Origin of the sequence: Corynebacterium pseudogenitalium, assembly GCF_024453815.1 — a bacterium.
In the GTDB taxonomy this organism is placed as follows: Bacteria; Actinomycetota; Actinomycetes; order Mycobacteriales; family Mycobacteriaceae; genus Corynebacterium; species Corynebacterium pseudogenitalium.
Genome location: NZ_CP072934.1, coordinates 1,558,624 through 1,585,351, shown reverse-complemented (window position 1 = coordinate 1,585,351; position 26,728 = coordinate 1,558,624). Strand labels below are relative to the sequence as shown.

Here is a 26,728-nt window from a genome sequence, read left to right as displayed (position 1 = left end):
GGGGACTAGTTGGCTTCAGCAATGCTGCGAAGCGTTGCAACGATCGTGCGCAGCGGGGCGCCGGTCGCGCGCTTCGGCGTGTAGCCGCGTGGCGAGCCACCGTTCCACGCCGGGCCGGCGACGTCGATGTGCACCCACTCGGTGTCCTCGCCGACGAAGCGAGACAGGTACAGGCCAGCGAACAGCATGCCGCCGGTACGGGCATTGTGGACGTTGCGGATATCGGCGACGGGGGACTTCAGCTCTTCTTCCTGTTCCTCCAGCAGTGGCATCGCCCAGGCCTGCTCGCCAACCTCGCGGCCCAGCGCAGCGACGCGGTCGCGGAACTCATCAGAGCCCATGACGCCGGCAGTGCGGTTGCCGAGGGCGACGAGCTGAGCGCCGGTCAGCGTGGACGTCTCAATCATGAAGTCAGGGTTATCTTCAGCCGCGCGTGCAATCGCGTCTGCCAGCACGAGGCGGCCTTCAGCATCGGTGTTGAGTACCTCGCTGGTGATGCCGCCGTAGTGGCGAATCACGTCGCCTGGGCGGGTGGCAGTGCCGGATGGCATGTTCTCCGCGAGTGGCAGCCAGGCGTCGACCGCAACATCCAGGTTGAGGCGGGCAGCTGCAACAATTGCGCCGAACTGAGCAGCAGAGCCGCCCATGTCGGAAATCATGTCCTCCATCTTTGCACCCGGCTTGAGGGAGATGCCGCCGGTATCGAAGGTGATGCCCTTGCCAACCAACGCGACAGAGGACTTCGACGCGGAAGGCGTCCACTTCAGGTGCACTAAGCGAGGTGCGCGGGCGGAGCCTTTGCCGACCGCGAGGATGCCGCCGAAGCCCTGCTCCTCAAGCTGCTTTTCGTCGAACACATCGACCTCGAGTCCAACCTGCTTGCCGACGTTCTCGATGAGCTCCGCATACACGGCAGGGTAGAGGTGGTTCGACGGCGTGTTCACAAGATCGCGCGCCAGCATGACCGACTCGGCGAGAATCACTGCCTGGTCGAATGCTTCCTTTTCGTCGTCCTTGCCTACAACGGTGACGTCGGTAAGCCCGTGCTCGCCGTCGCAGCCGCACTGGCACGGGGCCTTGAAGCCTTTGTACTTGTACGCGCCGAGCAGCAGGCCCTCCACGACGGGGGCGACGCCGAACTCAGTCGAGATCACCGCAGACTCCGTGCCATACAGTGTGCGAGCCAGGGAACCGACAGCGCGACGGACAGTCTCGTCATCAATCTCATCGGCGTTGCCCAGGCCAAAGGCGATGACCAACTTCCCATCAACGACCACGCGGGTGATCTCGCCGGCGGTGCCCTTCGCGCCGACTGTCTCCAGCGCCTCGAGTGCACCCTTCGGTGCCAGTGAGGTCACTGGGACTTCAACCTTCGAGTCATCCGAGGTCACGGGTAGCAAGAGGGCAGCGGTGTCGCTCGGAGCGGACGTCGAAAAGTTGAGGGAGACGGAGTCGCCCCGGACCGGGAGCAGCGATTCAGGAACCGAAAAAGTCATGAGTACATGCGCCTTTCTTAAGATTATTGAACATCGCCAAGGGTACCTGGAATAAGGGACGCGTGGCGCGGGGCAAGCTATTTGTGCGTGGAAGAAAATATGGAATTCCGGTTCCAAAGAGTGGAATCGGGGAGTAGGGTGGTCTGCATGACTCAAGGCACACCATTTGAAATTATCCCGAATCCGAACAAGGCAACTGACGAAGAGCGCAATGCAGTGCTCGCAAACCCAGCCTTCGGGCAAGAGTTTACTGACCACATGGTCTCCATCGACTGGGACGAGGCCAACGGTTGGCATAACGCGCAGGTCCGCCCGTACGGGCCGATCTCGCTGGACCCGGCGACCAACGTCTTCCACTACGGGCAGGCGATCTTCGAAGGCCTGAAGGCATACCGTCACCACGACGGCTCGATCACGACGTTCCGCCCCGAGCAGAATGCGACGCGTTTTGCCCATTCCGCGCATCGCCTGGCAATGCCTGAGTTGCCGGAGGATCTGTTCATCGAGTCGCTGCAGCAGCTGGTGACGATTGATAAGGACTGGGTCCCCGAAGCTGGTGGGGAAGCGGCGCTGTACCTGCGTCCATTTATGATTGGCACCGAGAAGACGCTCGGGGTGAAGCCCTCGAGCACCTACACCTATTACCTCATTGCATCCCCAGCTGGCGCCTACTTCTCCGGCGGCGTCAAGCCCGTCAGCGTGTGGATCTCCGAGGAATACGTCCGCGCGGCGCCCGGCGGCACCGGTGACGCCAAGTTCGCTGGCAACTACGCGGGTTCCCTGCTCGCGCAGGCCGAGGCAGAAGAAAAGGGCTGCGACCAGGTTGTCTGGCTCGACGCCATTGAGCGCAAGTACATCGAAGAGATGGGCGGCATGAACCTCATGTTCGTCGAGGGCAGCGGGAAGGACGCGAAGTTGATCACCCCAGCACTGTCCGGTTCCCTCCTGGCGGGCATCACCCGCAAATCGCTGCTGCAGGTTGCGGAAGACCTCGGCTACAGCACCGAGGAGCGCAAGATCACGGTGGAGCAGTGGCACAAGGGCGCTGAAAACGGCACCATCAGTGAGACGCTTGCATGCGGTACCGCAGCGGTGATCACTCCGGTCGGGCGCGTGCTGAGCCGCCACGGTGAGTTCACCGTAAACAACAATGAGGCCGGCACCATCACCATGCAGCTGCGCGAGCGCCTGCGCGGTATCCAGGACGGCTCGGTCGAAGACGTCCACGGCTGGAACCACACGCTCGTCCCAGCCGAGAACTAGAGGGATCTCAGGCCGGGGCGCCCTCTGGGGCCTCCGGCCCGAGCACTGTAGTAACGAGCTCAGAAGCCAGGTTGATTTGCGGCAGCGCTGCGAGCGCGCCCACTCCCTGGTTGAGCGACAAGTCCAGTGCCAGCACCGGAATGATATCGAGGGCCTGGAGCGCCAGCATCTGGGCGGGCTCCGGACTGAGCTGGCCCGCCATGATCCACCGCTTCGTGCCGGGTGCGAGGCGCTCGGCGGCGTAGGCGGCGACGGTGGCGTAGAGGCCGTCGAAAAGTACGGGGGTTCGACGAACCGCGGCCTGCGCGAACATACCGACAAGGAACGCGAAATCTGGCCCCGAAAGCTCGGCAAGGACGCGGGGGACGTCGTCACTAAAGGTGCGCACCCGGAACATGGCGTCCCGAATTGCCGCAACTTTCACCTTCCAGACGTTGTCGTCGATGCCCGAGCCGCGCCCGATGACCTTGACCGGCTCGGTGCGCGACAGCGCGCCATAGACGGCGGCGGCGACCGTCGAATTGCCGACGCCAATGTCTCCAGGAATGAACAGGTCAACTCCACTGTCTACGCCCTGGTCAACGACGCGAGCACCGTGCGCGACTGCCTGCTCGAACGCCTCGGGCGTCATGGCGGCTTGCCGGTCTATCGCGCCTGTCGGCAGCGTTAAGTAGTCATTAATCTGAATAATCGACGCGCCCGCGGCTTCCGCAGCAACGCGAGCGACACCGCTACCTGCCGCAATCTGCTTTACAGCGGTCCAGGCGGCGTCGTGCGGCTGCGCGGAAATACCGCGTGCTGCAACACCGTGGTTACCGGCGACAAGCACGCACTGCGGCTGACGGAACGCAACCGGGCGCGTACGGTTTTGCACCGAGGCAGTCCATTCCGCAATCGTTCCCACGCGACCGAGACCGCGCCCCTCCGGGCTGCGCAGTAGTTCGCGGGCAAGCTCGCGGCGCAGGGTTTCGCTTGGATGCTCAATCGGGTCGAATGCAACAGCCATGAAACGTCCTTTGTCCGTTTAGTTCACGGTCTCGCCGATGCGCACCTGTGGCTTCGGCGAGCGCCACTTCCGCGGCTGCGACGCGCGCGAAAACGCGTACATACCAAGACCGAAACCGGTATCTGCAGTGCCCGGGAACTTCGCGCGCACAGCGTTGTTCGCACGCTTGCCGATCAGGAATGCCTCACCAAGAATCAGCACGATAAACACCATCGGCAAAATGGCGATGGCTCCGGCAATCTCGGGGTACCAAGAACCGATAAAGAGGATGAGGAACAGCAGGATCGCCAGAGGCATCGCGTAGTTGTTCATGAAGCGGCGAGAATCCACCCAGTCGCGGACGAAGCGGCGGGTTTCGCCACGGTCGCGGTCCATGAGGTAGCGCTCGTCGCCGGCGTCCATCTTGGCTTGGACCTCACGGTTGTGCTTCTTCGCCTCTTCGCGCTGCTGCTTCTTATAGGCTTTCCACTCCTCCTTCGACATCGACTTCTTTAACTCTTTGTTCTTCTGGTACTGCTGAGCAGGAGTCGTCGCGTTGGGGTCGCGCACTACGCCGCGCTTGATCTCCTGATCGATGCGCTTCGGCGTCGGCCGCCCCTTTGGAGGGGTGTAGCCCTTCGGGTACTTTTTCGCGGGTTCCGCGTCGGTTTCGGGAGTCTCCGCTCGATTCGCTGCGGCAGCAGCGGCGGCTGGAGCCTCATCAGATTTCTGCCAAGGAAGTTTCACGCTATACAGGCTACAAGGCCGTCCCCGAAAGTGGGGAATAAGCGCCCGCTCCCATACGCTGTAGACGATGACGGTGTGATGCGAGTACGCTAGTGCCACACTCCGAAGCACGCATCTTGCGTGAAGATATTCGCTAAGCAAGGAGAAAGAATGACTGCACCTACCTCTGCCACGGGCGTGACCCTTACTGAAGCAGCGGCTGCAAAGGCGAAGGCTCTGCTCGACCAGGAAGGCCGCGACGACCTTTCGCTTCGCATTGCTGTTCAGCCAGGTGGCTGCGCTGGCCTGCGCTACCAGCTGTACTTTGACGACCGCGAGCTCGACGGCGACAAGGCTGACGTTGTCGGGGGTGTGCGCCTCGTCGTGGACAAGATGAGCGTGCCGTACCTCACCGGTGCAACGATCGATTTCGCTGACACCATCGAGCAGCAGGGCTTCACCATCGATAACCCGAACGCTGGCTCGGCCTGCGCGTGCGGCGATAGCTTCAACTAAGCAGTAGCTTTTCGACGCCAACACCCCGCGCCCACCTCATGATTGAGGGGAGCGCGGGGTGTTTCGTCTGCGCGGACTATTTACAGCCGTACTCGGTGTCGAGCCACTGCTTGGCCTCCTCGAACGGCACATCGGTTTCGACGTCGGGCTGCACCGGATCTTCGGCGAACTCCTCGCCAGTGCGTGCCTTGTCCTTCGCGATAGTCAGCATCAGCAGGCTGCCGTCCGGGAAGTCGTACACCATGTTTGCCGACGCGTAGCCCGCAGTAGGGGACCCGAAACTGCGGGAGTGCTCGAGCCCCCGGAACGACAGCATCGTGGCCTCGCCCGACGAAGCAGTGTCGCCATCGACTAAGACCGCCACCGGCGCATCCCACTTCCCGCCAGAAGTCGTGATCGGGGTGCCGCCGCCGGTCACCGAGTTCCCCTCAACCGTGACCTGGGTAGTGTTCGTCCGAGAGACGAATTCGAGCACCGCGCCATCCGGCAACAGTGAGGAGAGGCCTGAGACCATTGGACCCATGTCGCCTCCGTCGTTGCCACGCAGGTCAACGACCGCCCCGCATGCCCCGGCATCACGTGCGGAAGCCAGACCTGTTGCGAGCGTGTCTGCGTAGCCCTGCACATCATCGTGCTGATCGACGCCAGGCACGGTTGCCACCGCAACGCGGCCCTCGACGCTGACTGCGGCTTCCGACTTCTCTTCCATAGTCCAGCCGAGGTTAGGGTTACCAGGTTCAATCAGACGGGAGTGCTTCCCGCCAGCAGCTTTGACTGCGTCCTCGAGGGCGGGGTAAACGTCGTGAAGCGTATCAGCCTGCTTTGCGGCCTCCTTTGCGCGGGCCTTCGCCTCCTCGAACTCTGTCGAGTCGGCGTAGATGCCCTGCTCGGCGAGCGCGAGCACCGTCGCGCTATACCGCTTCGGCGTCTGTGTCCCCGCGAAACGAGCGGTGCCCGTCAGCATCGCGGTGAGCGTCGGACCGTAGACGAACGCCACGGCGCCAACTGCAAGCAGTAACGCGCTGAGCATCGCAACGATGGTGGTCAGTACTCGTTTCTTGGTCCACATGAGCAGGTCCTCCTTAAAGCTGAACCGGGTATTCCTTGTGCTCGATGCCCGGATCAATGCGATGCTCGACAAAAATGCCGTGCCAGATCATAAACGCAAGCACCGTCCAAAGGCGACGCGAATGATCGGAAACACCGTCACGGTGCTCCTTGAGCATCTCCAGCACCTGGTCCTTGGCGAAGATATGGTCGGTCTGCGAATCACGGATCGTGTCCTGCGCCCAACCAAAGAGCTCATCGCCGGCCAGCCAGTGGCGCATCGGAACAGGGAATCCCAGCTTCTTGCGGTGGAGAACATGCGGCGGAACGATCTGCTCCATCGCCTTACGCAACGCGTACTTGGTGGTGCCGTGCGCGATCTTCTGGTCGTACGGGATCGTCTGCGCGACTTCAAAGACCTCTTTATCCAGGAACGGCACGCGCAACTCCAGCGAGTTCGCCATGTTCATCTTGTCCGCCTTGACCAAGATATCGCCGCGCATCCAGGTAAACAGGTCCAAGTTTTGCATCCGGGCAACTGGATCCATCTCTGTCGATGTGGCGTAAATCGGCGCGGTGACCTCGCGGTGGTCCCACTCATGCTTCGCCCACGGCAGCACACGCTGTAGTTGCTCGAAGTTAAAGGAACGAGCGTTACCGTAGTAACGGTCCTCCATTGGGGTCGTACCGCGTTCGAGTAAGCTCTTGCCCTTCATGCCTTCCGGCAGCACACGGCTTAGCCTGTTCAGTCCCCGTAGAAGAGGCGTCGGCAACTTCTCGAACGGCGCGAGCGACAGCGGTTCCTTATAGATGGTGTACCCACCGAACAGCTCGTCGGCACCCTCACCCGAGAGCACCACCTTGACGTGCTTGCGGGCCTCCTGTGCGACGAAGAACAGCGGGACAAGCGAAGGGTCCGCGACCGGATCATCGAGGTACCACATGATCTTCGGCACCGCGTCCGCGTACTCTTCAGGCGAGACAATCTTCACGATGTGCTCAACACCAATCGCCTCAGCGGACTCCGCAGCCACGTCTACCTCGGAGTAGCCCTCGCGCTCGAAGCCGGTGGTAAACGTCAGCAAGTTTGGATTGTGCCTCTTCGCCAGGGCCGCAATCGCTGTCGAATCAATGCCGCCGGAGAGGAAAGAACCGACGGTGACGTCCGCACGCATATGCTTCTCGACGGAGTCTTCGAGCGCCTGAGCGATCCTGTCGTAAAGCTTCTGTTCTTGACCTTGTGGGACTTGCTGTGGTTTGAAGTGTGGTTTGAAGTAGCGCTCCGATTTGACTTCACCGCCAGGCGTCAGTGACACCGTGCAGCCAGACTCCACGCGTCGAATGCTCTCGTGCAACGTTTCTGGTTCGGGAACATACTGCAGGTCAACGTAGTGCTCGATAGCTCGCCGATCTAGGTCGAGACCAATCTCCAGCTCTGGAGCCATTTCTAGGATGGACTTTTTCTCGGAAGCGAACACAGTGCCCACTGGGGTAGTAGCGTAAAACAAGGGCTTAATGCCGAATTGATCACGTGCCGCGAACATACGCTGTGTCTCGGTGTCCCAAATGACAAACGCGAACATGCCTCGCAGGTGTTCGACAACCCTCTCTCCCCAGTGGTGGAAGCCAACAACGATTGGCTCGCCGTCCCCCGAGGTATTGAAATCGTAGCCTGCCTCCTGCAGTTCCTCGCGAAGCTCGATGTAGTTATAAATCTCGCCGTTGAACGTCAGCGCGTAGCGCTCCGGATTCTCCTTCGGGCCCCAGCGTAGGGGTTGGTGAGAATGCTCGAGATCGATAATGGCAAGGCGGTTGAAACCAAAAACGGCGTGGTCGTCGTTCCAGGTGCCGGCGGCATCAGGGCCACGGTGATACATGCAGGGCAACGCACGTTCCGCGGCTTCCACGAAGCTTGCGGCATTGCTGTTTGTGGTGAGTAGAGCCAACAGGCCACACATAGACTTGAAAACCTCTCCTATATATAAGGTGTACGCAGCCGTGCGGAGTGCTGGGCCACGAAGCATTTCTTCCAATCAACAATAGGGTTTTCTGTAGGAGATGCGCGAACCAACGAAACCAGCGCCAAAATGCGGAAATTCTTCATCCTTTATTCGGTCCCCAAAAGGGGGCCAACTTATGGTTGAGCAATTTGAGTGAAAAATAAAGCTCTTACCAGGACGTTTGTACCGTTTTATGCAAAACCCGTTGAGTGCACGGCTTTTGCATACACGGTAAAAGATGTCAGCTGACCACGAATGCTTACCTCGACTCAAAATCAAAAGAATTCAGAGGCGATGCGCCCTATCCACTATTCTGACGGAGTAACAATGCTTGGGCGCACCTGTTTGTGCGTCCTGCCGTAAACAGCGAGTGTGGACAGGAAGGCAGACACACGTGGAAAAGGTAAAGGACCGCAACTTCGCGAAGAAAATCGCAGTTGCCGGATCGCTCCTGCTGGGCGGTCTCGCGCTGACGGGCTGTGAGGTTGCACCGCCAGAGGCGCTCTCGAAGGTGCTGGATATGGGTTGGCCAGATCCTGTTACCCCTGAGGGCGAGCAGATGTACAACTTCTGGGTATGGACCTGGGTTGCAGCATGGATTATCGGCATCATCATGTGGGGCTTGTTCCTCACCGCGATTTTCAAGTGGAACGCGAAGAGTCAGGAGAAGCGCGGCAAGTCTGAGTTTCCGAAGCAGCTCCAGTACAACGTGCCGCTGGAACTTGTACTGACGATCATTCCGATCGTCATTGTTATGGTGCTCTTCTTCTTCACCGTCCAGGCGCAGACGAAGACTACAGCCCTCGGCAAGGACCCGAAAGTGACGGTTGACGTAACCGCATACCAGTGGAACTGGAAGTTTGGCTACGCAAACGTTGACGGTGAGTTCACCTCGAACGGTCAGGCATATGACGGTGTTGACACCGAGCGTCAGGCCAAGGCTGAGGCAACGAAGTACGACGACGAGAATATTAAGAACCCGAACCCAATCCACGGCACTTCTACCGGTGACCTCTCGTACCTCAATTTCAATGAGATTGAGACTCTCGGAACCACCGAAGAGGTTCCGGTGCTCGTCCTGCCAACCGATCGTGCGATTGAGTTCCGTCTCGCATCCGGTGACGTGAACCACGCATTCTGGGTTCCTGAATTCCTCTTCAAGCGTGATACCTACGCTCACCCAGAGGTGAACCAGCAGCAGCGTGCATTCCAGATTGAGAAGATCGATAAGACTGGCGCATTCGTTGGTCGCTGTGCCGAGATGTGCGGTACTTACCACTCGATGATGAACTTCGAGGTTCGTGCCGTGACCCCAGAAAAGTTTGCTCAGTACATTCAGTTCCGTATTGACAACCCTGAGGCGCCAAACTCCGATGCGCTCGCATCCATCGGCGAAGCGCCGTACGCCACCTCCACACGTCCGTTCGTGTCTGACCGCCACGGCACCCGCGACGGCAACAACACCAACGACCCTAACGCGACGGTATAGAAAGAGAAGGCAGAGAAATGGCAACTGGTTCAAAAGTTTTCTACGCAATCGGTACCTTCCTGGCGCTGATGGCAGTCTTCTACATGATCAGCACAGCGTGGATTGGTGAAGATGCTTACCTCTACGGGCTCGAATGGGTCGGTGGCGTTGGCTTGGTTCTCGCTACTGCGCTCTGCTTCATGCTCGCTGTCTACCTCGACATCACCGAGCGTCGCATGGACGTTGTTCCGGAAGACTGGGAAGAGGCAGAGGTTGAAGATGGCGCAGGCGTGCTCGGCTTCTTCTCGCCAAGCTCCATCTGGCCGTTCGCAATGTCTGGTGCGGTTATGTTCCTCGGACTCGGAATTGCATTCTGGCAGCTGTGGCTCGTCGTGTTTGGCGCAGTATTCCTCGTGTGGACCACTACGCAGCTGAATCTGCAGTACGGTATCCCGCGCGAGAAGCACTAAAGATTCGCTGACCTCCCCGCCTTCGGGAGGTGTCGGCGAAAACTGATCCCCTTCAGCTAAGGCTGAAGGGGATTTTTGCTTGCTATTTTCATCCTTTCGGTTGAACTCATTCGTAACACTTGGGGGTCATACGAAAGTAGGTCTGCAGGCGGAAACGGCAGCGGTGGAATGTGAGTCCCATCACTATTGGGAACTTTTGAAACACCGCAAAGAATCGATGAAAAAGAATCCTGGATTGCCTAAAAATCAGCCGAAAGTGAGCTGAATGAAGTCGAGAAAGTTGTGACCTGCATTGATGTAGTCGGATGAGTGGCTAGAAAAGTTCCCGGTATTGCAGAAAGTTATTTCCTTCGAGCGCTATTAGGCCAGAAAAGGCAGGTTAGCGCGAAATCTGCCGAAAAGTTTGTGGGTGAAAGGAGATGACTTTGACCCGAAAACAGGGGATAATCACATGCGTGACGACCGCAATTTCTAACCAAGGTATGGCGACACCGCAGAATCGTGTCCCGGCGCTGAACCGACCAAACATGGTCAGCGTTGGCACGATCGCGTTCCTCGCCCAAGAGTTGATGTTCTTTGCCGGTTTGTTCGCGATGTATTTCACCTCGCGTGCAAACGGTATGACCGCAGGCGACTGGGATAACCAGACGGCACACCTGAACGTGATGTTCGGCTTGATCATCACGATCGTGCTCGTGTCTTCTTCCGTGACTTCTCAGTTCGGCGTATTTGCAGCAGAAAGGGGTGACGTTTTTGGGCTCCGCAAATGGTTCACGGTAACTATCGCGCTTGGCGTTGTCTTCCTCGGACTCGTGGCTTTCGAGTGGGGAGAAATGATCATGCACGGCGTGACCATTCAGGCGAGTGTCTTCGGGTCAGTGTTCTTCATCATCACTGGCTTCCACATGGCGCACGTGACCGCCGGCATCATTGCCTTCGTGGTTGTGCTGCTCCGCGTATCTAAGTCGAAGTTCACTCCGGCACAAGCTACTGCAGCAATGGTGACCTCTTACTACTGGCACTTTGTTGACGTAATTTGGGTCGGCGTCTTCATTACTCTGTATATCGTTCAATAGGTATCTGATACGTAGAGTCGCCGTCGAAATGACGGAAGGCCATTTATCTGTATTAGACACTGACGCTCAAAGGGAACAAGATGGAAAAATCACCTAAGAAAAAGCGCAGTCGGCGCAAGGCGCAGCGCACCTTTGCTGGTGCAGCAGCCTTGACGCTCGGCCTCACGGGTGCGGGTTTCCTCGCATCGGCGCTTGCCCCGAACGCGCAGGTCGCTACTGCGCAAAAAGATGACCAGGCAATGATTCAAGAAGGCAAGGACATTTACGACGTCGCTTGCATCACTTGCCATGGCGCAAACCTCCAGGGTGTTGAAGGCCGCGGCCCGTCCCTGATCGGCACCGGCGAAGGTGCTGTGTACTTCCAGGTCAACTCCGGACGTATGCCGATGATGTCGAATGACGCTCAGGCTGAACGCAAGCGTCCTCGTTACACCGAGTCTCAAGCACTGGCACTGGCTGCCTATGTTGCTGCCAACGGTGGGGGACCGGAGCTGGTGTACAACCCAGACGGATCACTCGCGAAGGAAGAGCTTCGCGGTAAGAACTACGATGGCCAGATTCAGGCTGGCGACGTCGCACGTGGCGGCGAGCTCTTCCGCTTGAACTGCGCGTCTTGCCACAACTTCACCGGCCGCGGTGGCGCACTGTCTTCTGGTAAGTATGCGCCGGAGTTGGACCCAGCGAATGAGCAGGAGATCTACCAGGCGATGCTGACTGGCCCGCAGAACATGCCAAAGTTCTCGGACCGCCAGCTCAGCGCCGACGAGAAGCGCGACATCATTGCGTTTATTAAGTCCTCGAAGGAAACCCCAAGCCCTGGCGGTTACGCCCTTGGTGGCCTTGGCCCAGTTTCTGAAGGTATGGCTATGTGGATGATCGGCGTAACGCTCGTTGCTGCCGCAGCTATCTGGATTGGATCGCGCTCATGAGTGAAGTAAACAAGAACTACACATCCCAAGATTTGGACCGCATGAATAACGCGGAGCTCGCTGCTCTGGGCACGGAACTCGACGACGTCACCGTTGCGTACCGCAAGGAGCGGTTCCCAGTTGATGGCGACCCACGCGAGAAGTCTTCCGAACTCGGAATCAACATTTGGTTGATTATTTCGGTGCTCTGCGGAATCGCGTTCCTCGGTGTCTACCTCTTCTGGCCATGGGAGCCACGCTTCCACGGCGATGAAGGACTTTGGGTTTACACGCTTTACACGCCACTGCTCGGCCTTACTTCTGGTGTCGGTTTTGCCGCCCTGGGTATCGCGATTGTCCAGTACGTGAAGAAGTTCATCCCTGAGGAGATCTCCGTACAGCGTCGTCACGACGGCCGTTCTTCCGAATTGGACCGTCGCACGACGACCGCTCTGCTGAATGATGCCTGGGAGACTTCCACCCTTGGTCGTCGTAAGGCAATGAAGGGTCTGCTTGGCACCGCTGGTGTTCTCGCCGGCCTCATGGTCGTTGCACCCCTCGGTGGCATGATCAAAAACCCGTGGAAGAAGCGCCACGACCTTAACTACTTAGGTGATGGCACGCTTTGGACACACGGGTGGACCATGCAGGAGAAGGGCGTCAAGGTTTACCTCGGTCGCGACACTGGCGCGATCGCCGAGCTGCACGAAGGCGTAGCTGGCTCGCACTACTCCACGGCAGGTGTTTCCCGCCTGGTGCGTATGCGTCCAGAAGACCTCGCTGCTGCTTCCATGGAGACGGTATTCCCGCTCTACCCGGAGGATGTCAACGATGGTGACATTTACGACCCAGAGCGCGACGTATACGAACACCACATGCACTCGCTGCATGGCCCTCGTAACGCAGTTATGCTGATCCGCCTTCGCTCTGAGGACGCACGCCGCGTCGTTGAGCGTGAAGGTCAGGAAGATTTCCACTACGGGGATTACTACGCATACTCCAAGATTTGTACGCACATTGGTTGCCCGACCTCGCTTTACGAAGCGCAGACGAACCGCATCCTTTGTCCGTGCCACCAGTCGCAGTTCGACGCACTGCAGTACGGCAAACCGATCTTCGGACCGGCTGCCCGTGCTCTGCCTCAGCTTCCTGTGACTGTTGACGAAGACGGTTACCTCATCGCCAACGGAAACTTCATCGAGCCCGTCGGCCCGGCATTCTGGGAGCGTAAATCCTAATGAGTACTAAACTTGCACAAGCCGCGGACAACGTTGATTCGCGGTACACGGTAGCCGGTTTCCTCCGGCCACAGTTGAATAAGGTCTTCCCGAGCCACTGGTCTTTCATGCTCGGTGAGATGGCGCTGTACAGCTTCATTATCTTGCTGCTGACAGGTATTTACCTCGCGCTGTTCTTTGACCCTTCCATTACGAAGGTGATCTACGACGGCGGGTACCTACCGCTCAACGGCGTGGAAATGTCACGCGCGTACGCCACGGCTCTGAATATTTCATTCGAGGTCCGCGGTGGCCTGTTCGTTCGTCAGATGCACCACTGGGCTGCGCTGATGTTCATGATGGCGATGTTCGCCCACATGATGCGTATCTTCTTCACCGGTGCGTTCCGCCGCCCACGTGAGGCTAACTGGGTCATCGGCGTTACCCTGATTCTCATCGGCATGGCCGAAGGCTTCATGGGTTACTCCCTGCCAGACGACCTGCTCTCTGGTGTTGGCCTCCGTATTATGTCTGCCATTATTGTTGGTATCCCGATCATCGGTACCTGGATGCACTGGGCAATCTTCGGCGGCGACTTCCCGTCTGACCTGATGCTGGACCGCTTCTACATCCTGCACGTTCTGATCCTCCCGGGCGTGATCCTGGCTCTGATCGCAGCGCACCTGCTGCTCGTCTGGTTCCAGAAGCATACCCAGTTCCCAGGCCCCGGCCGTACGGAGAACAACGTTGTTGGCATCCGCATTATGCCGGTCTTCGCAGTCAAGGCGATCGGCTTCATGATGGTTGTCTTCGGTGTCCTCGCTGCTATGGCTGGTCTGACCACCATCAACGGCATTTGGAACATCGGCCCATACAACCCGTCGCAGGTCTCCGCCGGTTCGCAGCCTGACGTTTACATGCTGTGGACTGACGGCGCAGCTCGTGTCATGCCAGCGTGGGAGCTCTACCTCGGCCCATACACCATTCCGGGTGCCTTCTGGGTTGCCCTCATGTGTGGCGTCATGGTCGTCCTGCTGATCAGCTACCCGTTCATCGAAGCGAAGGTGACCGGTGACACGGCGCACCACAACCTGCTGCAGCGCCCACGTGACGTTCCAGTGCGTACCGGCCTCGGTGTGATGGCACTCGTGTTCTTCCTGTTGCTGACCGTTTCCGGTGGCAACGACCACGTTGCTCACTTCTTCCAGATCTCGCTGAATGCGATGACCTGGTTCGGTCGCATCGGTCTCATTGTCTTGCCGCCGTTCGCATACTGGCTGACCTACCGTATTTGTGTTGGTTTGCAGCGTTCCGACCGTGAGGTTCTGGAGCACGGTATCGAAACGGGCATCATCAAGAAGCTGCCTAACGGTGCGTTTGTGGAGATCCACCAGCCGCTTGGCCCAGTCGACGAGCATGGACACCCAGTGCCACTCGATTACGCTGGTGCTCCGGTTCCGAAGCGACTCAACCAGCTCGGCTTCGCTGACTCCGAGACCATCGGTAAATTCAAGCCTGCTGAGCTTGGCGTTTCCGAGCGCGTCCGGGACGAGCAGCGCGAGAACCATCATGAGGAGATCGAGACGTTGCGCAAGCTCGAGGAAACCAAACACCTCGATGACCGCAATGCTTCTGAATAGGCTCTAACACACTAGCGGTCGCTCAAGGCGCCCTGGTTGGTTGTACGAGAGTACAGCTGGCCAGGGCGTTTTTGTATGTCCGGTCGGTCCACTTTTGGAACCCAGCACCTTTATCTCGCCCGTGCTATGACACGAGCCCACTTCTGGCTTCGTTCTGCTACGGCCCGCGGTATCAACGCGCCGCAATGGCTCACCGCTTCACGTCTGAAGTCGGAGGAATTTGGAGCCATTTCGAAGCGTTATGGAAGCGTTATACAGTAGAAGTGAGTAATGTCACATAAGAGTGATTTAGTGCATTCTTACCAAATTGGCGCTCTGGGCACAGGTGGGGAAGGTTGGCAAAAGAGCAGGTAGGGGGTCATTTGTCTGGTTGGGCACATTGTGGCGCTCGGCTTGCAGTTCTCAGGAACATTCGCGCGAAATGGGGGAGAGGAAAAATAACGGAACGATAACGGCCGTGTCGTTGGACAAAGATGTTTCCGTTTCGTAACCTAATCGAGACATTGCAGCAACAGCCGTTGAAAGCAAACAGTAAGTACATATAGCGCCTAATTCCCTGAGCCTTAGTGGCTTCAGGAAGCCGGGGACCCAAGCAGGATTTTCTCTCTGGGGTGAATGCGAACGAGAGCGGAGTTTTCCGTGGAAGTCGTAAGGCTGGTTCTCTAGCCCAACCCGTCAGCTAACTCGGTCGGCAAAAGAGAAGATATGGAGTTTTACAATTATGGCTAAGCACCGTCGTCAGGCACACAGCACTGCACGTAACGTCGCGGTAGTGACCGCAGCAGCTGCAGGTGCCTCGCTGCTCTCGCCAATCTCTGCAGAGGCGGCTGAGGTTCGCGTCCCGAACTCGCCGGTAGCTGTTCAGGTCCCAGGTATTGAGAACGTGCCGGGCATCGCTGCGATTCCTGGCATCGAGGCTTGGATCCCATCCCTGGCAGGTCAGAAGTCCAATGCTGATGTCCCTACGGCAATTGCGCAGGTTCGAGCGGTTCCTGGCGTCAACAACGTACCTTCGTTTGGTGCATGGCTGGCAAACGTCGAGGCTCAGTTCAAGGCGCCAGTCGCGAAGGCATACTCCGCAAACGTTGCTGCGCCGGCAGTTGCTCCAACGCCGCAGGTCTCCGCAGGTCAGCGCCTGGTCGATATTGCACGTACAAAGATTGGTGCTGCATACGTATACGGCGCTGCGGGCCCGAACGTGTTCGACTGCTCCGGTTTCACCTCCTGGGTATATGCGCAGGCTGGTAAGTCCATCCCTCGTACCTCGCAGGCGCAGGCGGCTGCGGGTACTCCGGTTCCGCTTGATCAGCTTCAGCCTGGTGACATCGTGGCTTACTACGGTGGCGCTTCCCACGTTGGTATCTACACCGGCAACGGCACCATCATTGATGCACTGAACACCAACGCACCGGTCGCTGAGCGTCCGCTGCACATGATGCCAGTGCACTCCGCTGTGCGCTTCTAAGCACGGTATTTATCGGCCGATCCAAACGATTGTGGTGGGGGTCGGCAGAAGAATTACAAGATTGTAACTTTAAGCCCCTCTCGCTATATTGGTGATAGTTTTTCTTGCCAGCGAAGGGGCTTTAAGTGGCTAAACACTCTTTACATGCGCGTCATGTTGCAAATGGGCGTTCCTGGGGGAAGCGCGTGGCGCTGGGTGCATCGCTCTCTGTCGTTGTGGGCAGTAGCGTTGCTGCTCCGTCCGCAGTAGCGGATGATGTCGAGGAACTGATTCATCAGGTTGATGAGCTTTCGCATGAGGTCACCGCAAAGGTAGAAGAGCTCAAGGGCGTCGAGGATGATATTGCCGCGAAGTCGGAGGAACTTGAGCGCCTGCAGTCTGAGGTGGCGGATGCACGTACCCAAGTCCAAGCTGCGACAATCGCTCGTGATGATCTCCAAAGGGAAGTAGACCGCCTCGCTGCGTCCCGGTACCGCAACGTCCAGGCCGATGTGATCCTTACAACGCTGGACTCTGGTAGTCCCCAGACTGCTATTGACCGTGCTGCGTACCTGGATTCGCTGTCCCGCAAGCAGCAAAGTGTGCTCCGCGAGTACGAAGGCGCTGCCCAGGACGCGGCAACGAAGGCGAATGCTGCAAACGTAGCCCTTGCGGAAGCGCAGTATCTCCGCAATGACCTTGATTCAAAGCGTTCGAAGCTCGAGCGTGAGCGCGAGGCGCTGCAGGGACAGATTGAGGAGATTGAGGCGCGCGTCGATAATTTGTCGCCGGAGGCGCGTTCGTTGTGGGAGGGACGTCTGCACCCCGTTGATGCTGGCTCGTTGCCTCCGGTGGGGGATGGGGTTGTCGGTGCCGCGCTCGCGCAGGTTGGCAAGCCTTATGGCTGGGGCGCGACGGGGCCGTCGGCGTTCGACTGCTCTGGGCTCATGGTGTGGGCTTACGGGCAGAACGGTAAGGCGATCCCGCGTACCTCGCAGGCTCAGCTTGCTGGTGGCATGCCGGTGAGCATGGGGGACCTGCAGCCAGGTGACATTGTCGGTTATTACCCGGGAGTGACGCACGTTGGCATGTATATCGGCGACGGCATGGTTGTGCATGCCTCTGACTACGGTATTCCGGTTCAGGTTGTCCCGTTGAATTCGATGCCGGTCCAGGGCGCTGTCCGTTATTAGGCACCATGACTGTTTTATTGGTGACGAATGATTTCCCACCGACTGTCGGTGGGATTCAGTCGTACTTGCGGGACTATGTGCAGGAAGTCGTTCACCGTCGGGGGGCGCAGAGCATCATTGTGTTTGCCTCGATGCAGGATAAGGCGGCTGCTCTCGCTTGGGATGCGGAACAGCCGTACACGATTATTCGCTGGCCCTTTCCAGTAATGTTGCCTACTCCTGCTGTCCGGAGGATGATGCAGCGAATTATCAGGCAGCAGCACGTCGATACGGTGTGGTTTGGTGCTGCAGCTCCTCTTGGAGCGATGGGGGGTGCTGCGAAGCGTGCGGGTGCTTCGCGGGTTGTGGCGACGACGCATGGCCATGAGGTCGGGTGGTCAATGTTTCGCGTTGGTCGTCGACTGCTGCGAACGATTGGCGGTAGTGCCGATGTAATCACGTACATTTCGGAGTACACACTGGGGCGATTCAAGGATGCATTTGGTCCGAATCCTCAGTTCGTTGCGCTTCCCTCAGGCGTATCGACGTCCCGCTACGCGCCCGCAACGCAGCAGGAGAAGTTGGAGACCAGAGCTTCGTTCCGAATCGGCGCGGAGTCTCCGCTGATTGTGTGTGCGTCGCGTCTGGTGAAACGCAAAGGGCAAGACCGGTTGATCCGCGTCCTGCCTAGGGTGCGCGAGCAGGTGCCGGGTGCACAATTGGTGATTGTTGGGGAGGGGCCGTATGCCCGTCGGCTTCACGCGATGGCGGAGGGCGTCGACGGTGTCAGGTTCACCGGGCGGGTCAGCGACGATGACCTGTGTCGAATCGTTGCGGCTGCAGACGTGTTCGCGATGCCGGTTCGTACCCGCGGCGGAGGCCTCGACGTTGAGGGTCTCGGGATTGTGTTTCTCGAGGCCCAGGCGTGTGAGGTGCCGGTGGTCGCTGGTGATTCGGGCGGTGCGCCGGAAACGGTGACGGACCACAGCGGAGTGGTCGTCGATAAGAATGATGATGCACTTGTCGCGGCGTTGGTGCGTCTGCTGCGTGATCCCCTGCTGCGGGAATCGATGGGGGAGGCCGGGCGACGCCATGTGCAGCGGGAGTTTTCGTGGCAGGTGTTGGGGGAGCGGTGTGAGAAATTATTATTTTCTCAGGCTCTCGGCGACTAGCATGGTCATGTATGTCTACTGAATCCAAGCTGACTGTCGGTTTTGATATCGGCGGGACGAATACTCGCGCAGCAGTGGTTGATGACTCTGGGCGCATCGTTGCATCGATATCTACTGGTACTCCGCAGACTGGTGATGAGCTTATCGACGGCATCGTCGATATGGTGCGGCAGCTGCAGCGGGAGTACGTGGTTGATGCTGTCGGCTTGGCTATCGCCGGCTTTCTTGACCCGGACTGCGAGATCGTGCGGTTCGCCCCGCATTTGCCGTGGCGCAACGACCAGCCGGTTCGGGCGCAGCTTGAGGAGGCTCTGGGGCTACCGGTCCGCCTTGAGCACGACGCGAACGCGGCAGCCTGGGGTGAATACCGATTTGGCGCAGCAAAGGATGCGGATATCTGGGTGTTCTTTGCCGTCGGTACCGGTATCGGCGCAACGCTGATGATTGATGGCAAGATTTACCGCGGATCGTTCGGCACTGCCCCCGAGTTCGGGCACTTGACTGTTGTGCCAGATGGGCGCGTGTGTTCCTGCGGTAAGCAGGGCTGCTTGGAGCGGTACGCCTCGGGCACGTCGTTGGTGGACTGTGCTTTGGAGGTCGCAGCGCACGGCGGTTTTAAGAAGTGCGGTTTGTACCGGAAGGTCGTCGATAAGCGGGCGACGGGCCATGACGTGATGGAGGCTGCACGCGAGGGCGATGAGCTTGGCGTGAAGGCGCTTGCCAGTTTTGCCGAGTGGTTGGGCCGTGGCCTGTCGATTGTGGCTGACGTTATGGATCCGGGCCTGGTGGTTCTTGGCGGTGGCGTGAGCGCCGACGCAGACCTCTTTATGGAAGATGCCAAGGATTCGTTGCGTCGTAACATGGTTGGCTCCGGGTACCGTCCTGTTCCGGAGATTCTATGCGCAGAGCTGGGCCCGCAGGCAGGTATGATCGGTGTCGCAGACTTGGCTCGTGAGGATCTAGCAGGGAGACAGCGTGCATAACAAGTGGTATTCGGCGTTTAAGGCGTTGCTAGGTCCAGCGCTGCTCGTGTGGAACCGTCCCACGATTGAAGGCGCGGAGCATGTGCCGGACGAAGGCGGCGTCATTCTTGTCTCGAACCACCAAGCGGTGATGGATTCGTTCTATCTGCCGCTGATGCTGCGTCGGCAAATCACGTTTCCGGCGAAGAGCGAGTACTTTACGCAACCTGGCTTGAGGGGCAGGTTCAAGCGGTTTTTCTTTACCGCTGTTGGTCAGATCCCTGTGCATCGCGGTGATTCGAATGCGGGCGCGAACCTGCAGCAGGCTGCGCGCGAGGTGATTGTTGATCGCAACGACGTGTTCGGTATCTACCCGGAAGGCACGCGTTCACCGGATGGTCGCATCTACAAGGGGCGCACCGGTATGGCTCGTGTCGCGATGGACACGGGAGCGCCGGTGATCTTGGTGGCCATGATTGGCACCCGCGAGGCGAACCCGATCGGGTCGGTACTTCCGCGCCCGGCGAAGGTCCGCATCAAGCTCAGCGAACCTATTGACCCGCACGCTTGGGCGACGGAGCACGGATTTGATCCGCACTCGCGGGAGGTGATGCGTCCGTTTACGGACTTCGTGATGCACAAGATGTCTGCGTTGTCCGGGTACCCGTACGTGGATGTGTATGCTTCGGACGTCAAAAAGCATCTGGAAGAGACGGGGCGCTACCCTGAGGGCGCCGAGCCCGAAGAGGATTAAGTAAGGACGTTTGATGGACCGGGACCTCGTTACTCGTATTGTGCTCGTGTGCTGCGCGGTGGGAGCGTATCTCGTCACGAGTGATCTTGAGATAGCCAGGAATGTGATTTCGCCGCTACTCGTACTGTTCGTTGCAGCGGTGATGTTTTGGCCACGCAAACCTGAGGGCCCGGAGGGTGAGGCGAACTAGTGCGTTACTTTTACGACACAGAGTTCATCGAAGACGGCTCGACCATTGAGCTAGTCTCCATCGGCATCGTCGCGGAGGACGGCCGTGAATACTACGCGGTGTCCAATGAGTTTGACGCCACGCGTGCGAACCAGTGGGTGCGCGACAATGTCTTGGATAAACTGCCCGGTGCGGGTCACCCCGCATGGAAGTCGCGGGAGCAGATCCGCAGCGAGGTCTACGATTTCTTGACGACGCCCCGCTCTGCCCCGGAGCTTTGGGCATGGGTGGGGGCGTACGATCACGTTGTGCTGGCGCAGCTGTGGGGTGACATGACCGGGTTGCCGAAGAACCTTCCGCGCTTTACTCGTGAGCTGAAGCAGTACTGGGAAATGGCGGGGCGGCCGAGGCTGCCACAGGTGCCGCGCGGGAACCACGATGCATTGGTAGATGCGCGCCATAACCTGAAGAAGTACCGCGTATGCGCGGAATATTTGCCGCTTGACCGGCTTGGCCGCGCGTCTAGATCGTGAGACGCGCGTTTCACACTTTGAGTCTGTGCAGGTATTCGCGCCGCAAAGTTGTGGTATTCGTCGCAGCTTCGTGCTAAACATTAAGTGTGAGTTGGACAGTAGATATCCCCAAAGAAGTTCTCCCCGATTTGCCACCGCTCCCGGGAGACCTCAATGCACAGTTCCAGGACGCGTTGTCGCGTGACGCGAAGCAGCAGCCGAGCTGGGACCGTCATGAGGCTGAGTATGTGCGGAAGATTCTCGAATCTGTACCGCCGGTAGTTCTTGCCCCAGAGGTTGAAGAACTCAAGCAGAAAATGGCGAAGGTCGCTAACGGTGAAGCGTTTTTGCTTCAGGGTGGTGACTGCGCGGAGACATTTGAGTCCAACACAGAGCCTCATATCCGCGCGAACGTGCGTACACTCCTGCAGATGGCGGCAGTGTTGACGTACGGCGCGTCGATGCCCGTAGTGAAGCTCGGGCGTATCGCCGGGCAGTACGCAAAGCCACGTTCATCCGATCTCGACGGCAACGGCTTGCCGAATTACCGCGGTGACATCGTCAATGGCGTCGAACCGACTCCGGAGGCGCGTCGCCATGATCCCGCTCGCATGGTCCGCGCGTACGCAAATGCGTCTGCGGCTATGAACCTGGTTCGTGCACTTACTGCGTCCGGTACCGCGGACCTGCACAACATCAACACTTGGAACCGCGAGTTTGTGACCAACTCTCCGGCGGGTGCACGCTACGAGGCGCTCGGCCGTGAGATTTCGCGCTCGCTTGCCTTCATGGATGCTTGTGGCGTGAGCGACGAACACCTCCGGACCTCGGAGATTTACGCCTCCCACGAAGCTCTGCTTGTGGACTACGAGCGCGCAATGCTGCGCCTCGCCGAAGACGATCAGGGGGAGACGCGGCTGTATGACCTGTCCGCGCATCAGCTGTGGATCGGCGAGCGCACCCGCGATCTCGATGACTTCCATGTGAACTTCGCCGCGATGATCGATAACCCGATCGGCATCAAGTTGGGGCCGACGACCACTCCGGAAGAAGCCGTGGCGTACGCGGATAAGCTCGACCCGAATTTCGAGCCTGGCCGTTTGACGATGGTGATCCGGATGGGGCACGACAAGATTCGCGAAGTGTTGCCAGGCATCGTCAACGCCGTCGAGGCATCTCGCCATAAGGTGATTTGGCAAAGCGACCCGATGCACGGCAACACGTTTACGGCGTCAAATGGTTACAAGACCAGGCACTTTGACAAGATTCTGGATGAGGTCCAGGGCTTCTTCGAGGTGCACCGTCAGTTGGGCACGCACCCGGGTGGCATCCACATTGAGCTGACCGGCGAGGCGGTCACCGAGTGCCTCGGCGGTGCGCAGGACATCACTGACGTTGACCTGCCAGGCCGCTACGAATCTGCCTGCGACCCGCGCTTGAACACTGAGCAGGCACTCGAGTTGGCCTTCCTCGTAGCGGAGATGTTGCGCTACTAAGATTGCGCGCGGCGGTGGCGCCTTAGGGCATCGGTAGGAGGATCTGCGGAATCTCGCCGTACATGCCGGACCCGAGCCACCAGCCGCCCACCGCAACCAAGCCTGTGCAGATTGCGCTGAACACTAGGAAAACTGCCAGGCCGATTCCCGAGCGGTTGCTCACCGGCTTGCGAGGTCGCGCCGGGGAAAGCGGGGCTTGCGGTGGAGCCGGGGCTGGCACCTGTGGTGGTGGCGGTGCAGGCGCCGGGGGCTGGACTGTCGGCGCATCCACACGTGTTCTCGGGGAATCATCTGTTGAATTCGGCCGGAGGCGAAACTGCGTGGGGTGAGCTGCGGCACGATTCGCTGCGGAATGCCTTGGTACGGGTACCGCGTAGGGTGGTAGCTCAAGCGCGTCCGCTACGTCGTTGAGCGCAGCGAGGAACTCCGATGCGTCATGGAAGCGGTCGTGGGGGTCGGTCGCGGTGGCGGTGGCCACGAGTTCGTCGAAAAGCTTTGGTACGCCTCCGATCCGAGAGCTGGGCGCGGGCACCACATCATGTAGCCGTGCGAAGGCGTGCGCGATGGGGGTATCGCCGTTGAAGGGCTGCTGGCCGGTGAGTAGCTCAAAGAGCACGATGCCTGCGGAATAGACGTCGGAGGCCTGCGTGATTGGTGAACCGTCCACTTGCTCGGGGGAGAGGTAGGCGACCGTACCTACGATCTGGCCGGTGGAATGCGTGATGTCTGAGACCGCACGCACAAGGCCGAAGTCCGCAAGCTTGACACTGTGATCGCTGTTAATCAGGATATTGTCCGGTTTGATATCGCGGTGCACCATTCCTTTTTGGTGCGCGACCGCGAGGCCAGTGAGCACAGCCCGCATTACCTCGGCGGCGGCGTGCGGCGGCATGGGACCGCGCTCGGCGAGCAGCTCACGCAGTGTTCCACCGGTGATGAGCTCCATGATTAAAAATACTTGGTTCGTGGGTTCGCCTTGGGCAGCGAAGTCGTACACGTTGACCAGGTTGGGGTGGGAAAGCTGGGCCATCGCCCGAGCTTCTCGACGAAACCTCTCACGAAACACGCTGTCATGCACATAGGACTCGTGCATCACCTTGGCGGCAACTTCACGGCCTAAACGCGTATCGACGCAGCGGTATACCGTCGCCATGCCACCGCGTGCGATGGGGCGATCGATGATGTACCGGTTGTCCAGCGTGTCTCCAACTGCGAGCTGTGCCATGCGCTCCAGTATGGCCCAAACGTGCTCTCGACGCGTAAACTGTCGGTCGTGAGTGCTCAACAGACTATTGATTCTTTGCTCGAACACGATGAACTGCTGACCTTTCCCGAAGTTGCGGAAACACTCGGCGTTCCAGTCACAAAAATCCACGACTATGTTCACGCCGACAAGCTCCTCGTTTACCGCAAGGACGGCGTGAATTACATTCCTGCGCTCCTGCTGGCGGACGGCGAAATGTCAAAGTTCATCAGCGGTGCAATCACCGTGCTTGCGGACGGCGGCTTTTCCCCCGAAGAGTCGCTCCAGTACCTATTCACCCCCGATGAATCACTGAGCGGCCGTCCAATCGACGCGCTGCACGGCCATGGTGCCCGCGAAGTTATTCGCCGAGCACAGGCGATGGCGTTTTAGCCTGCTTAAACGGCCACACCGCAAGCACTGCAGCAAAGGCCACGAACGGTGCCGCGACGAGGAACCAGGCATCGTAAAAGCGGTGGTTACCGCCGCCTGTAAACGCCAGCACGATGATCACGCTCGCACCCACGGCGACCTGTTGCACCCACCGCGGTGCCCGGAAAGTTCCCACGAGTGCCAAAATCGACGCGTAGTACCAGGGGAGCGTGACCGCATTCGTGATGAACGCGGCGACGTACGCGGCGGTCGTGCCCTGGACAGCGCGCACGTCGTTCGCTGCACCCGGTTTCGGGCGGAACCACCACCACACAACGGCTAACGCCACCAACATCAGGATGGAAGCGGCCGCGCGCACGACAACGAGCAGGCTGTTGTAGTAGAAGTGGTCGTCGAAAAGCTGGAACCCGGGAGTGAGTATCTCGGTGACCAGCGTGGGCCCTGCCAACGGGTTGATCACCTTCGAGTTGCCGGAGATCTCGGCCAGCCAGCCCCACGACGCGCCAGACGCCGCGGTGACAACATAAAGCACCCCGCCTGTCAGCGCGATAGACCAAGCCGTGGCAAGGATGAACACGCCGCACTTCTTAAGCACAGATGCTGATGCACCCGCGAAATGGGCAACCATCAGCCACACGATGAAAGGCATCGCCACGGCAGCCGTGGCCTTGAGCGAGACCGCAACAGCCACCACAGCGATGGCGCCACTAAAAGTGGCGAAGGTTGCTGGGCGGCGTAGTGCCCACACGATGCCGACGCTGACGAGCCCCACCATCACGGCCTCGTTGTGCATGCCGCCAACCATATGCAGCAGCATCAAGGGGTTCGTCGCTCCAATCCAGAGCGCAAATGCACTGTCGCCGCCGAGCTGCTGCGCAATTTTCGGGACCGTGATGATAATCAGCGCGAAACCCGCCAGCGCTAGGAGCCGATATGCAACGATGCCGGCGCCTACACTATCGCCAGTTACCAGTGTGATCAGCTTGCCTAACCCCAGGTGCAGCGGACCGTACGGGGTGGTGGTGTTGCGCCAGTCGTGCGAGACTTCCCACAGCAGCGGGCCGGGGTTGACGGCCGCACCTTCTGAGTATGGGTCGAAGCCGTCGCGAAGCATGGCGCCTTGCATCAGATAGGAGTACACGTCGCGCGAGAGCATCGGTGCGCTCAGAGCGAGTGGTGCGGTCCACAGCCAGGTGGTGCGCCGTACCGTATCGAAGGTGGGACGCGTACGCCACAGCCACAGCCAGGCAAGCAACAACAAAACGATGCCGACGCTCATCGTGATGTCCATGAGCGCACGCCCGTGCCCGTACGTCAGATTGTCGACACCCAACATACGCATCACGCCGCCACGGTTGCGGGTGGCGCCGGCCCCAAAGGAGCCAAGGGCCACCAAGATACTTGCCAGCAGCCCTAGTCGTGTCGGCGAAAGAGACTTCATTGCTACATACGCCTAGCCGTGGCTTTGATAGCTAAGTCACGCATGAACTGCGCAACTGCATCATCAATCCCTGCGTCCGAAAGGTGCTGCAGGCCTGATTCAGTGAGGCGGTCGATGCGCGCCTCTACTGCCTCGACGGCGCCACTTTCTTGAATAAGCTCTGCGAGTTCGGAAAGCTCCTCGGGCGATGCTGCGACGCCAATCCCGTCGCGAAGGCGTTGCGCTGCGGCAGGATCGGACGCGTCCAAGTTTGCCAGCGCAGTGGCGAACAAGACGGTGCGCTTGCCCTCACGGATATCGTCGCCAGCAGGCTTGCCGGTCACCTCAGGTTCGCCGAAGACCCCAAGGATGTCGTCGCGGAGCTGGTACGCAATGCCAATATCACGTCCGTAACCACGGAACGCGGCGATCGTTGCATCCGGTGCGCCGGCAATCGCGGCGCCAAGGTGGAGCGGCCGTTCAATCGTGTACGCAGCGGTCTTGTACCGATTCACCTTGTCTGCGAGCTCAACAGATTCGCTGCCCTTAGCCTCTAACATGATGTCCAGCAGCTGGCCGCCGATCACCTCAGTGCGCATCCCCACCCACGGCTTCGCCGCGCGGTCGAGGGCATCATTCGTGAGCCCCGAGTATCGCCACATGTCTTCTGCCCACACCAGCGCAAGATCGCCAATCAAAATGGCCGAGTGCTCGCCGAACGAAGCGGCGTCACCACGGTAGCCTTCGTTGCGGTGCGTAGCCTCAACCGCGCGGTGCACTGTTGGGTTGCCGCGCCGGGTGTCGGAGGCGTCGATAATGTCGTCGTGGATGAGCGCACATGCCTGAATGAACTCGAGCGAGCTCACTGCGCGCAGCACTGCGTCGGGGTTCTCCTGGCTGTGGTCAAGCCCTCCTGCGCCGATGAAGCCAGCCCAACCGTAGAGTGGCCGTATCCGCTTGCCTCCACCGAGGACAAACTTGCGCAGGTAAGAGACTGCGTCCTCCACCGGGGCACCAATTTCCGCGACTACCGATTCCTGGCCGTCGAAGAACACGCGAAGTTGCTCCTCAACAAGCGCGGGGATGGCCTCGAGCGTTGGCCCTTGTGAGGATACTTCAGACACGTTGTGCTCCATTCCAGAATCTGTCGTAGACGTATGCACCTAGAGACTACCGAGT

Annotated in this window: 24 protein-coding genes, 1 pseudogene and 1 riboswitch; of the genes and pseudogenes, 17 read left to right on the top strand and 8 right to left on the bottom strand. The window is 59.2% G+C overall.

All coding sequences use genetic code 11. From position 1 onward, the window contains the following. Nucleotides 1–5 precede the first annotated feature (5 nt). The gene (locus tag KBP54_RS07620; protein WP_071572445.1) at nucleotides 6–1,496 is read right to left on the bottom strand and encodes a leucyl aminopeptidase; all 1,491 of its coding nucleotides are present in this window, start codon (nucleotides 1,494–1,496) and stop codon (nucleotides 6–8) included. Between the two features lie 147 nt (nucleotides 1,497–1,643). Between KBP54_RS07620 and KBP54_RS07615 the strand changes: the two genes are divergently transcribed. Further along, nucleotides 1,644–2,759: a branched-chain amino acid aminotransferase gene (locus tag KBP54_RS07615; protein WP_070362184.1), complete on the top strand. Its 1,116-nt coding sequence runs from the start codon at nucleotides 1,644–1,646 to the stop codon at nucleotides 2,757–2,759. Between the two features lie 7 nt (nucleotides 2,760–2,766). Here the strand turns inward: KBP54_RS07615 and KBP54_RS07610 are convergent, their stop codons facing one another. Together KBP54_RS07610 and KBP54_RS07605 are read right to left on the bottom strand one after the other, a co-directional pair. Then, nucleotides 2,767–3,765 carry a nicotinate-nucleotide--dimethylbenzimidazole phosphoribosyltransferase gene (locus KBP54_RS07610; protein ID WP_256005210.1) on the bottom strand — a complete coding sequence of 333 codons (999 nt, stop codon included), beginning with the start codon at nucleotides 3,763–3,765 and terminating at the stop codon, nucleotides 2,767–2,769. An 18-nt stretch (nucleotides 3,766–3,783) separates the two neighbouring features. Further along, the gene (locus KBP54_RS07605) at nucleotides 3,784–4,491 is read right to left on the bottom strand and encodes a DUF3043 domain-containing protein (RefSeq protein ID WP_083433138.1); all 708 of its coding nucleotides are present in this window, start codon (nucleotides 4,489–4,491) and stop codon (nucleotides 3,784–3,786) included. 150 nt (nucleotides 4,492–4,641) lie between these two features. Here KBP54_RS07605 and KBP54_RS07600 point away from each other — a divergent pair, with 150 nt between their 5' ends. Beyond that, nucleotides 4,642–4,986 carry a HesB/IscA family protein gene (locus KBP54_RS07600; RefSeq protein WP_070362187.1) on the top strand — a complete coding sequence of 115 codons (345 nt, stop codon included), beginning with the start codon at nucleotides 4,642–4,644 and terminating at the stop codon, nucleotides 4,984–4,986. Between the two features lie 76 nt (nucleotides 4,987–5,062). On the opposite strand, the gene KBP54_RS07595 is transcribed toward KBP54_RS07600, so the two are convergent. Together KBP54_RS07595 and asnB are read right to left on the bottom strand one after the other, a co-directional pair. After that, nucleotides 5,063–6,055: a S41 family peptidase gene (locus tag KBP54_RS07595; RefSeq protein WP_071572448.1), complete on the bottom strand. Its 993-nt coding sequence runs from the start codon at nucleotides 6,053–6,055 to the stop codon at nucleotides 5,063–5,065. Nucleotides 6,056–6,068: 13 nt separating this feature from the next. Further along, nucleotides 6,069–7,991: an asparagine synthase (glutamine-hydrolyzing) gene (gene asnB / locus KBP54_RS07590; RefSeq protein ID WP_256005208.1), complete on the bottom strand. Its 1,923-nt coding sequence runs from the start codon at nucleotides 7,989–7,991 to the stop codon at nucleotides 6,069–6,071. Nucleotides 7,992–8,427: 436 nt separating this feature from the next. Between asnB and ctaC the strand changes: the two genes are divergently transcribed. The 14 genes from ctaC to KBP54_RS07520 all read left to right on the top strand — a co-directional run bounded on the left by ctaC (nucleotide 8,428) and on the right by KBP54_RS07520 (nucleotide 22,493). Then, nucleotides 8,428–9,522 carry an aa3-type cytochrome oxidase subunit II gene (ctaC, locus tag KBP54_RS07585; RefSeq protein ID WP_070362189.1) on the top strand — a complete coding sequence of 365 codons (1,095 nt, stop codon included), beginning with the start codon at nucleotides 8,428–8,430 and terminating at the stop codon, nucleotides 9,520–9,522. A 17-nt stretch (nucleotides 9,523–9,539) separates the two neighbouring features. Next, on the top strand, nucleotides 9,540–9,971 hold the full coding sequence (gene ctaF, locus KBP54_RS07580) for an aa3-type cytochrome oxidase subunit IV (protein ID WP_070362190.1): 432 nt from the start codon (nucleotides 9,540–9,542) through the stop codon (nucleotides 9,969–9,971). Nucleotides 9,972–10,426: 455 nt separating this feature from the next. Further along, nucleotides 10,427–11,047 carry an aa3-type cytochrome oxidase subunit III gene (ctaE, locus tag KBP54_RS07575; protein WP_176754846.1) on the top strand — a complete coding sequence of 207 codons (621 nt, stop codon included), beginning with the start codon at nucleotides 10,427–10,429 and terminating at the stop codon, nucleotides 11,045–11,047. An 80-nt stretch (nucleotides 11,048–11,127) separates the two neighbouring features. Then, nucleotides 11,128–11,976: a cytochrome bc1 complex diheme cytochrome c subunit gene (qcrC, locus tag KBP54_RS07570; RefSeq protein WP_070362191.1), complete on the top strand. Its 849-nt coding sequence runs from the start codon at nucleotides 11,128–11,130 to the stop codon at nucleotides 11,974–11,976. Then, the gene (gene qcrA / locus KBP54_RS07565; protein ID WP_070362192.1) at nucleotides 11,973–13,193 is read left to right on the top strand and encodes a cytochrome bc1 complex Rieske iron-sulfur subunit; all 1,221 of its coding nucleotides are present in this window, start codon (nucleotides 11,973–11,975) and stop codon (nucleotides 13,191–13,193) included. Before qcrC ends, qcrA begins: the two co-directional genes overlap by 4 nt. Beyond that, on the top strand, nucleotides 13,193–14,812 hold the full coding sequence (gene qcrB / locus KBP54_RS07560) for a cytochrome bc1 complex cytochrome b subunit (protein WP_256005206.1): 1,620 nt from the start codon (nucleotides 13,193–13,195) through the stop codon (nucleotides 14,810–14,812). Before qcrA ends, qcrB begins: the two co-directional genes overlap by 1 nt. 535 nt (nucleotides 14,813–15,347) lie before the next feature. Beyond that, nucleotides 15,348–15,521, top strand: a riboswitch (cyclic di-AMP (ydaO/yuaA leader). Between the two features lie 12 nt (nucleotides 15,522–15,533). After that, nucleotides 15,534–16,277: a C40 family peptidase gene (locus KBP54_RS07555; RefSeq protein ID WP_256005205.1), complete on the top strand. Its 744-nt coding sequence runs from the start codon at nucleotides 15,534–15,536 to the stop codon at nucleotides 16,275–16,277. A gap of 125 nt (nucleotides 16,278–16,402) precedes the next feature. Then, complete coding sequence (locus tag KBP54_RS07550; RefSeq protein ID WP_256005203.1) at nucleotides 16,403–17,449, top strand: C40 family peptidase; 1,047 nt, start codon at nucleotides 16,403–16,405, stop codon at nucleotides 17,447–17,449. 5 nt (nucleotides 17,450–17,454) lie between these two features. After that, nucleotides 17,455–18,600, top strand: a complete 1,146-nt coding sequence (locus KBP54_RS07545; RefSeq protein ID WP_256005202.1) for a glycosyltransferase family 4 protein — start codon at nucleotides 17,455–17,457, stop codon at nucleotides 18,598–18,600. 11 nt (nucleotides 18,601–18,611) lie between these two features. Further along, nucleotides 18,612–19,583, top strand: coding sequence for an ROK family protein (locus KBP54_RS07540; RefSeq protein ID WP_256005200.1), 972 nt, complete (start codon nucleotides 18,612–18,614; stop codon nucleotides 19,581–19,583). Continuing rightward, on the top strand, nucleotides 19,576–20,316 hold the full coding sequence (locus KBP54_RS07535) for a lysophospholipid acyltransferase family protein (RefSeq protein WP_070362198.1): 741 nt from the start codon (nucleotides 19,576–19,578) through the stop codon (nucleotides 20,314–20,316). The genes KBP54_RS07540 and KBP54_RS07535 overlap by 8 nt, the downstream gene beginning before the upstream one ends. Nucleotides 20,317–20,329: 13 nt before the next feature. After that, nucleotides 20,330–20,506, top strand: a complete 177-nt coding sequence (locus KBP54_RS07530; RefSeq protein ID WP_168156176.1) for a hypothetical protein — start codon at nucleotides 20,330–20,332, stop codon at nucleotides 20,504–20,506. Then, the gene (locus tag KBP54_RS07525) at nucleotides 20,506–21,018 is read left to right on the top strand and encodes a polyadenylate-specific 3'-exoribonuclease AS (protein WP_070362199.1); all 513 of its coding nucleotides are present in this window, start codon (nucleotides 20,506–20,508) and stop codon (nucleotides 21,016–21,018) included. Before KBP54_RS07530 ends, KBP54_RS07525 begins: the two co-directional genes overlap by 1 nt. An 86-nt stretch (nucleotides 21,019–21,104) precedes the next feature. After that, the gene (locus KBP54_RS07520) at nucleotides 21,105–22,493 is read left to right on the top strand and encodes a class II 3-deoxy-7-phosphoheptulonate synthase (RefSeq protein WP_070362200.1); all 1,389 of its coding nucleotides are present in this window, start codon (nucleotides 21,105–21,107) and stop codon (nucleotides 22,491–22,493) included. A gap of 37 nt (nucleotides 22,494–22,530) precedes the next feature. Here KBP54_RS07520 and KBP54_RS07515 read toward each other — a convergent pair. Further along, a pseudogene (locus KBP54_RS07515) lies at nucleotides 22,531–23,718 on the bottom strand (protein kinase domain-containing protein); the annotation flags it as partial. Nucleotides 23,719–23,766: 48 nt separating this feature from the next. Here KBP54_RS07515 and KBP54_RS07510 point away from each other — a divergent pair. Further along, entirely contained in the window at nucleotides 23,767–24,129 is a 363-nt protein-coding gene (locus KBP54_RS07510; protein WP_240492798.1) for an Rv2175c family DNA-binding protein, read from the top strand. On the opposite strand, the gene KBP54_RS07505 is transcribed toward KBP54_RS07510, so the two are convergent. After that, a complete protein-coding gene (locus KBP54_RS07505; protein ID WP_070976531.1) occupies nucleotides 24,098–25,570 on the bottom strand; it encodes an alpha-(1->6)-mannopyranosyltransferase A in 1,473 nt (490 codons plus the stop codon). The genes KBP54_RS07510 and KBP54_RS07505 overlap by 32 nt on opposite strands. Before the next feature lie 2 nt (nucleotides 25,571–25,572). Then, a complete protein-coding gene (locus KBP54_RS07500; protein ID WP_070362203.1) occupies nucleotides 25,573–26,685 on the bottom strand; it encodes a polyprenyl synthetase family protein in 1,113 nt (370 codons plus the stop codon). Nucleotides 26,686–26,728 lie beyond the last annotated feature (43 nt).

Excerpts from the sequence above, each read along its gene's own strand:
- KBP54_RS07545 (WP_256005202.1), top strand. The coding sequence starts at position 17,455 with ATGACTGTTTTATTGGTGACGAATGATTTCCCACCGACTGTCGGTGGG.
- KBP54_RS07555 (WP_256005205.1), top strand. The coding sequence starts at position 15,534 with ATGGCTAAGCACCGTCGTCAGGCACACAGCACTGCACGTAACGTCGCG.
- KBP54_RS07610 (WP_256005210.1), bottom strand. The coding sequence starts at position 3,765 with ATGGCTGTTGCATTCGACCCGATTGAGCATCCAAGCGAAACCCTGCGC.
- KBP54_RS07505 (WP_070976531.1), bottom strand. The coding sequence starts at position 25,570 with ATGAAGTCTCTTTCGCCGACACGACTAGGGCTGCTGGCAAGTATCTTG.
- qcrA (WP_070362192.1), top strand. The coding sequence starts at position 11,973 with ATGAGTGAAGTAAACAAGAACTACACATCCCAAGATTTGGACCGCATG.
- KBP54_RS07530 (WP_168156176.1), top strand. The coding sequence starts at position 20,330 with ATGGACCGGGACCTCGTTACTCGTATTGTGCTCGTGTGCTGCGCGGTG.
- qcrB (WP_256005206.1), top strand. The coding sequence starts at position 13,193 with ATGAGTACTAAACTTGCACAAGCCGCGGACAACGTTGATTCGCGGTAC.
- ctaF (WP_070362190.1), top strand. The coding sequence starts at position 9,540 with ATGGCAACTGGTTCAAAAGTTTTCTACGCAATCGGTACCTTCCTGGCG.
- KBP54_RS07595 (WP_071572448.1), bottom strand. The coding sequence starts at position 6,055 with ATGTGGACCAAGAAACGAGTACTGACCACCATCGTTGCGATGCTCAGC.
- KBP54_RS07500 (WP_070362203.1), bottom strand. The coding sequence starts at position 26,685 with ATGGAGCACAACGTGTCTGAAGTATCCTCACAAGGGCCAACGCTCGAG.
- qcrC (WP_070362191.1), top strand. The coding sequence starts at position 11,128 with ATGGAAAAATCACCTAAGAAAAAGCGCAGTCGGCGCAAGGCGCAGCGC.
- KBP54_RS07615 (WP_070362184.1), top strand. The coding sequence starts at position 1,644 with ATGACTCAAGGCACACCATTTGAAATTATCCCGAATCCGAACAAGGCA.
- KBP54_RS07620 (WP_071572445.1), bottom strand. The coding sequence starts at position 1,496 with ATGACTTTTTCGGTTCCTGAATCGCTGCTCCCGGTCCGGGGCGACTCC.
- KBP54_RS07540 (WP_256005200.1), top strand. The coding sequence starts at position 18,612 with ATGTCTACTGAATCCAAGCTGACTGTCGGTTTTGATATCGGCGGGACG.
- asnB (WP_256005208.1), bottom strand. The coding sequence starts at position 7,991 with ATGTGTGGCCTGTTGGCTCTACTCACCACAAACAGCAATGCCGCAAGC.
- KBP54_RS07600 (WP_070362187.1), top strand. The coding sequence starts at position 4,642 with ATGACTGCACCTACCTCTGCCACGGGCGTGACCCTTACTGAAGCAGCG.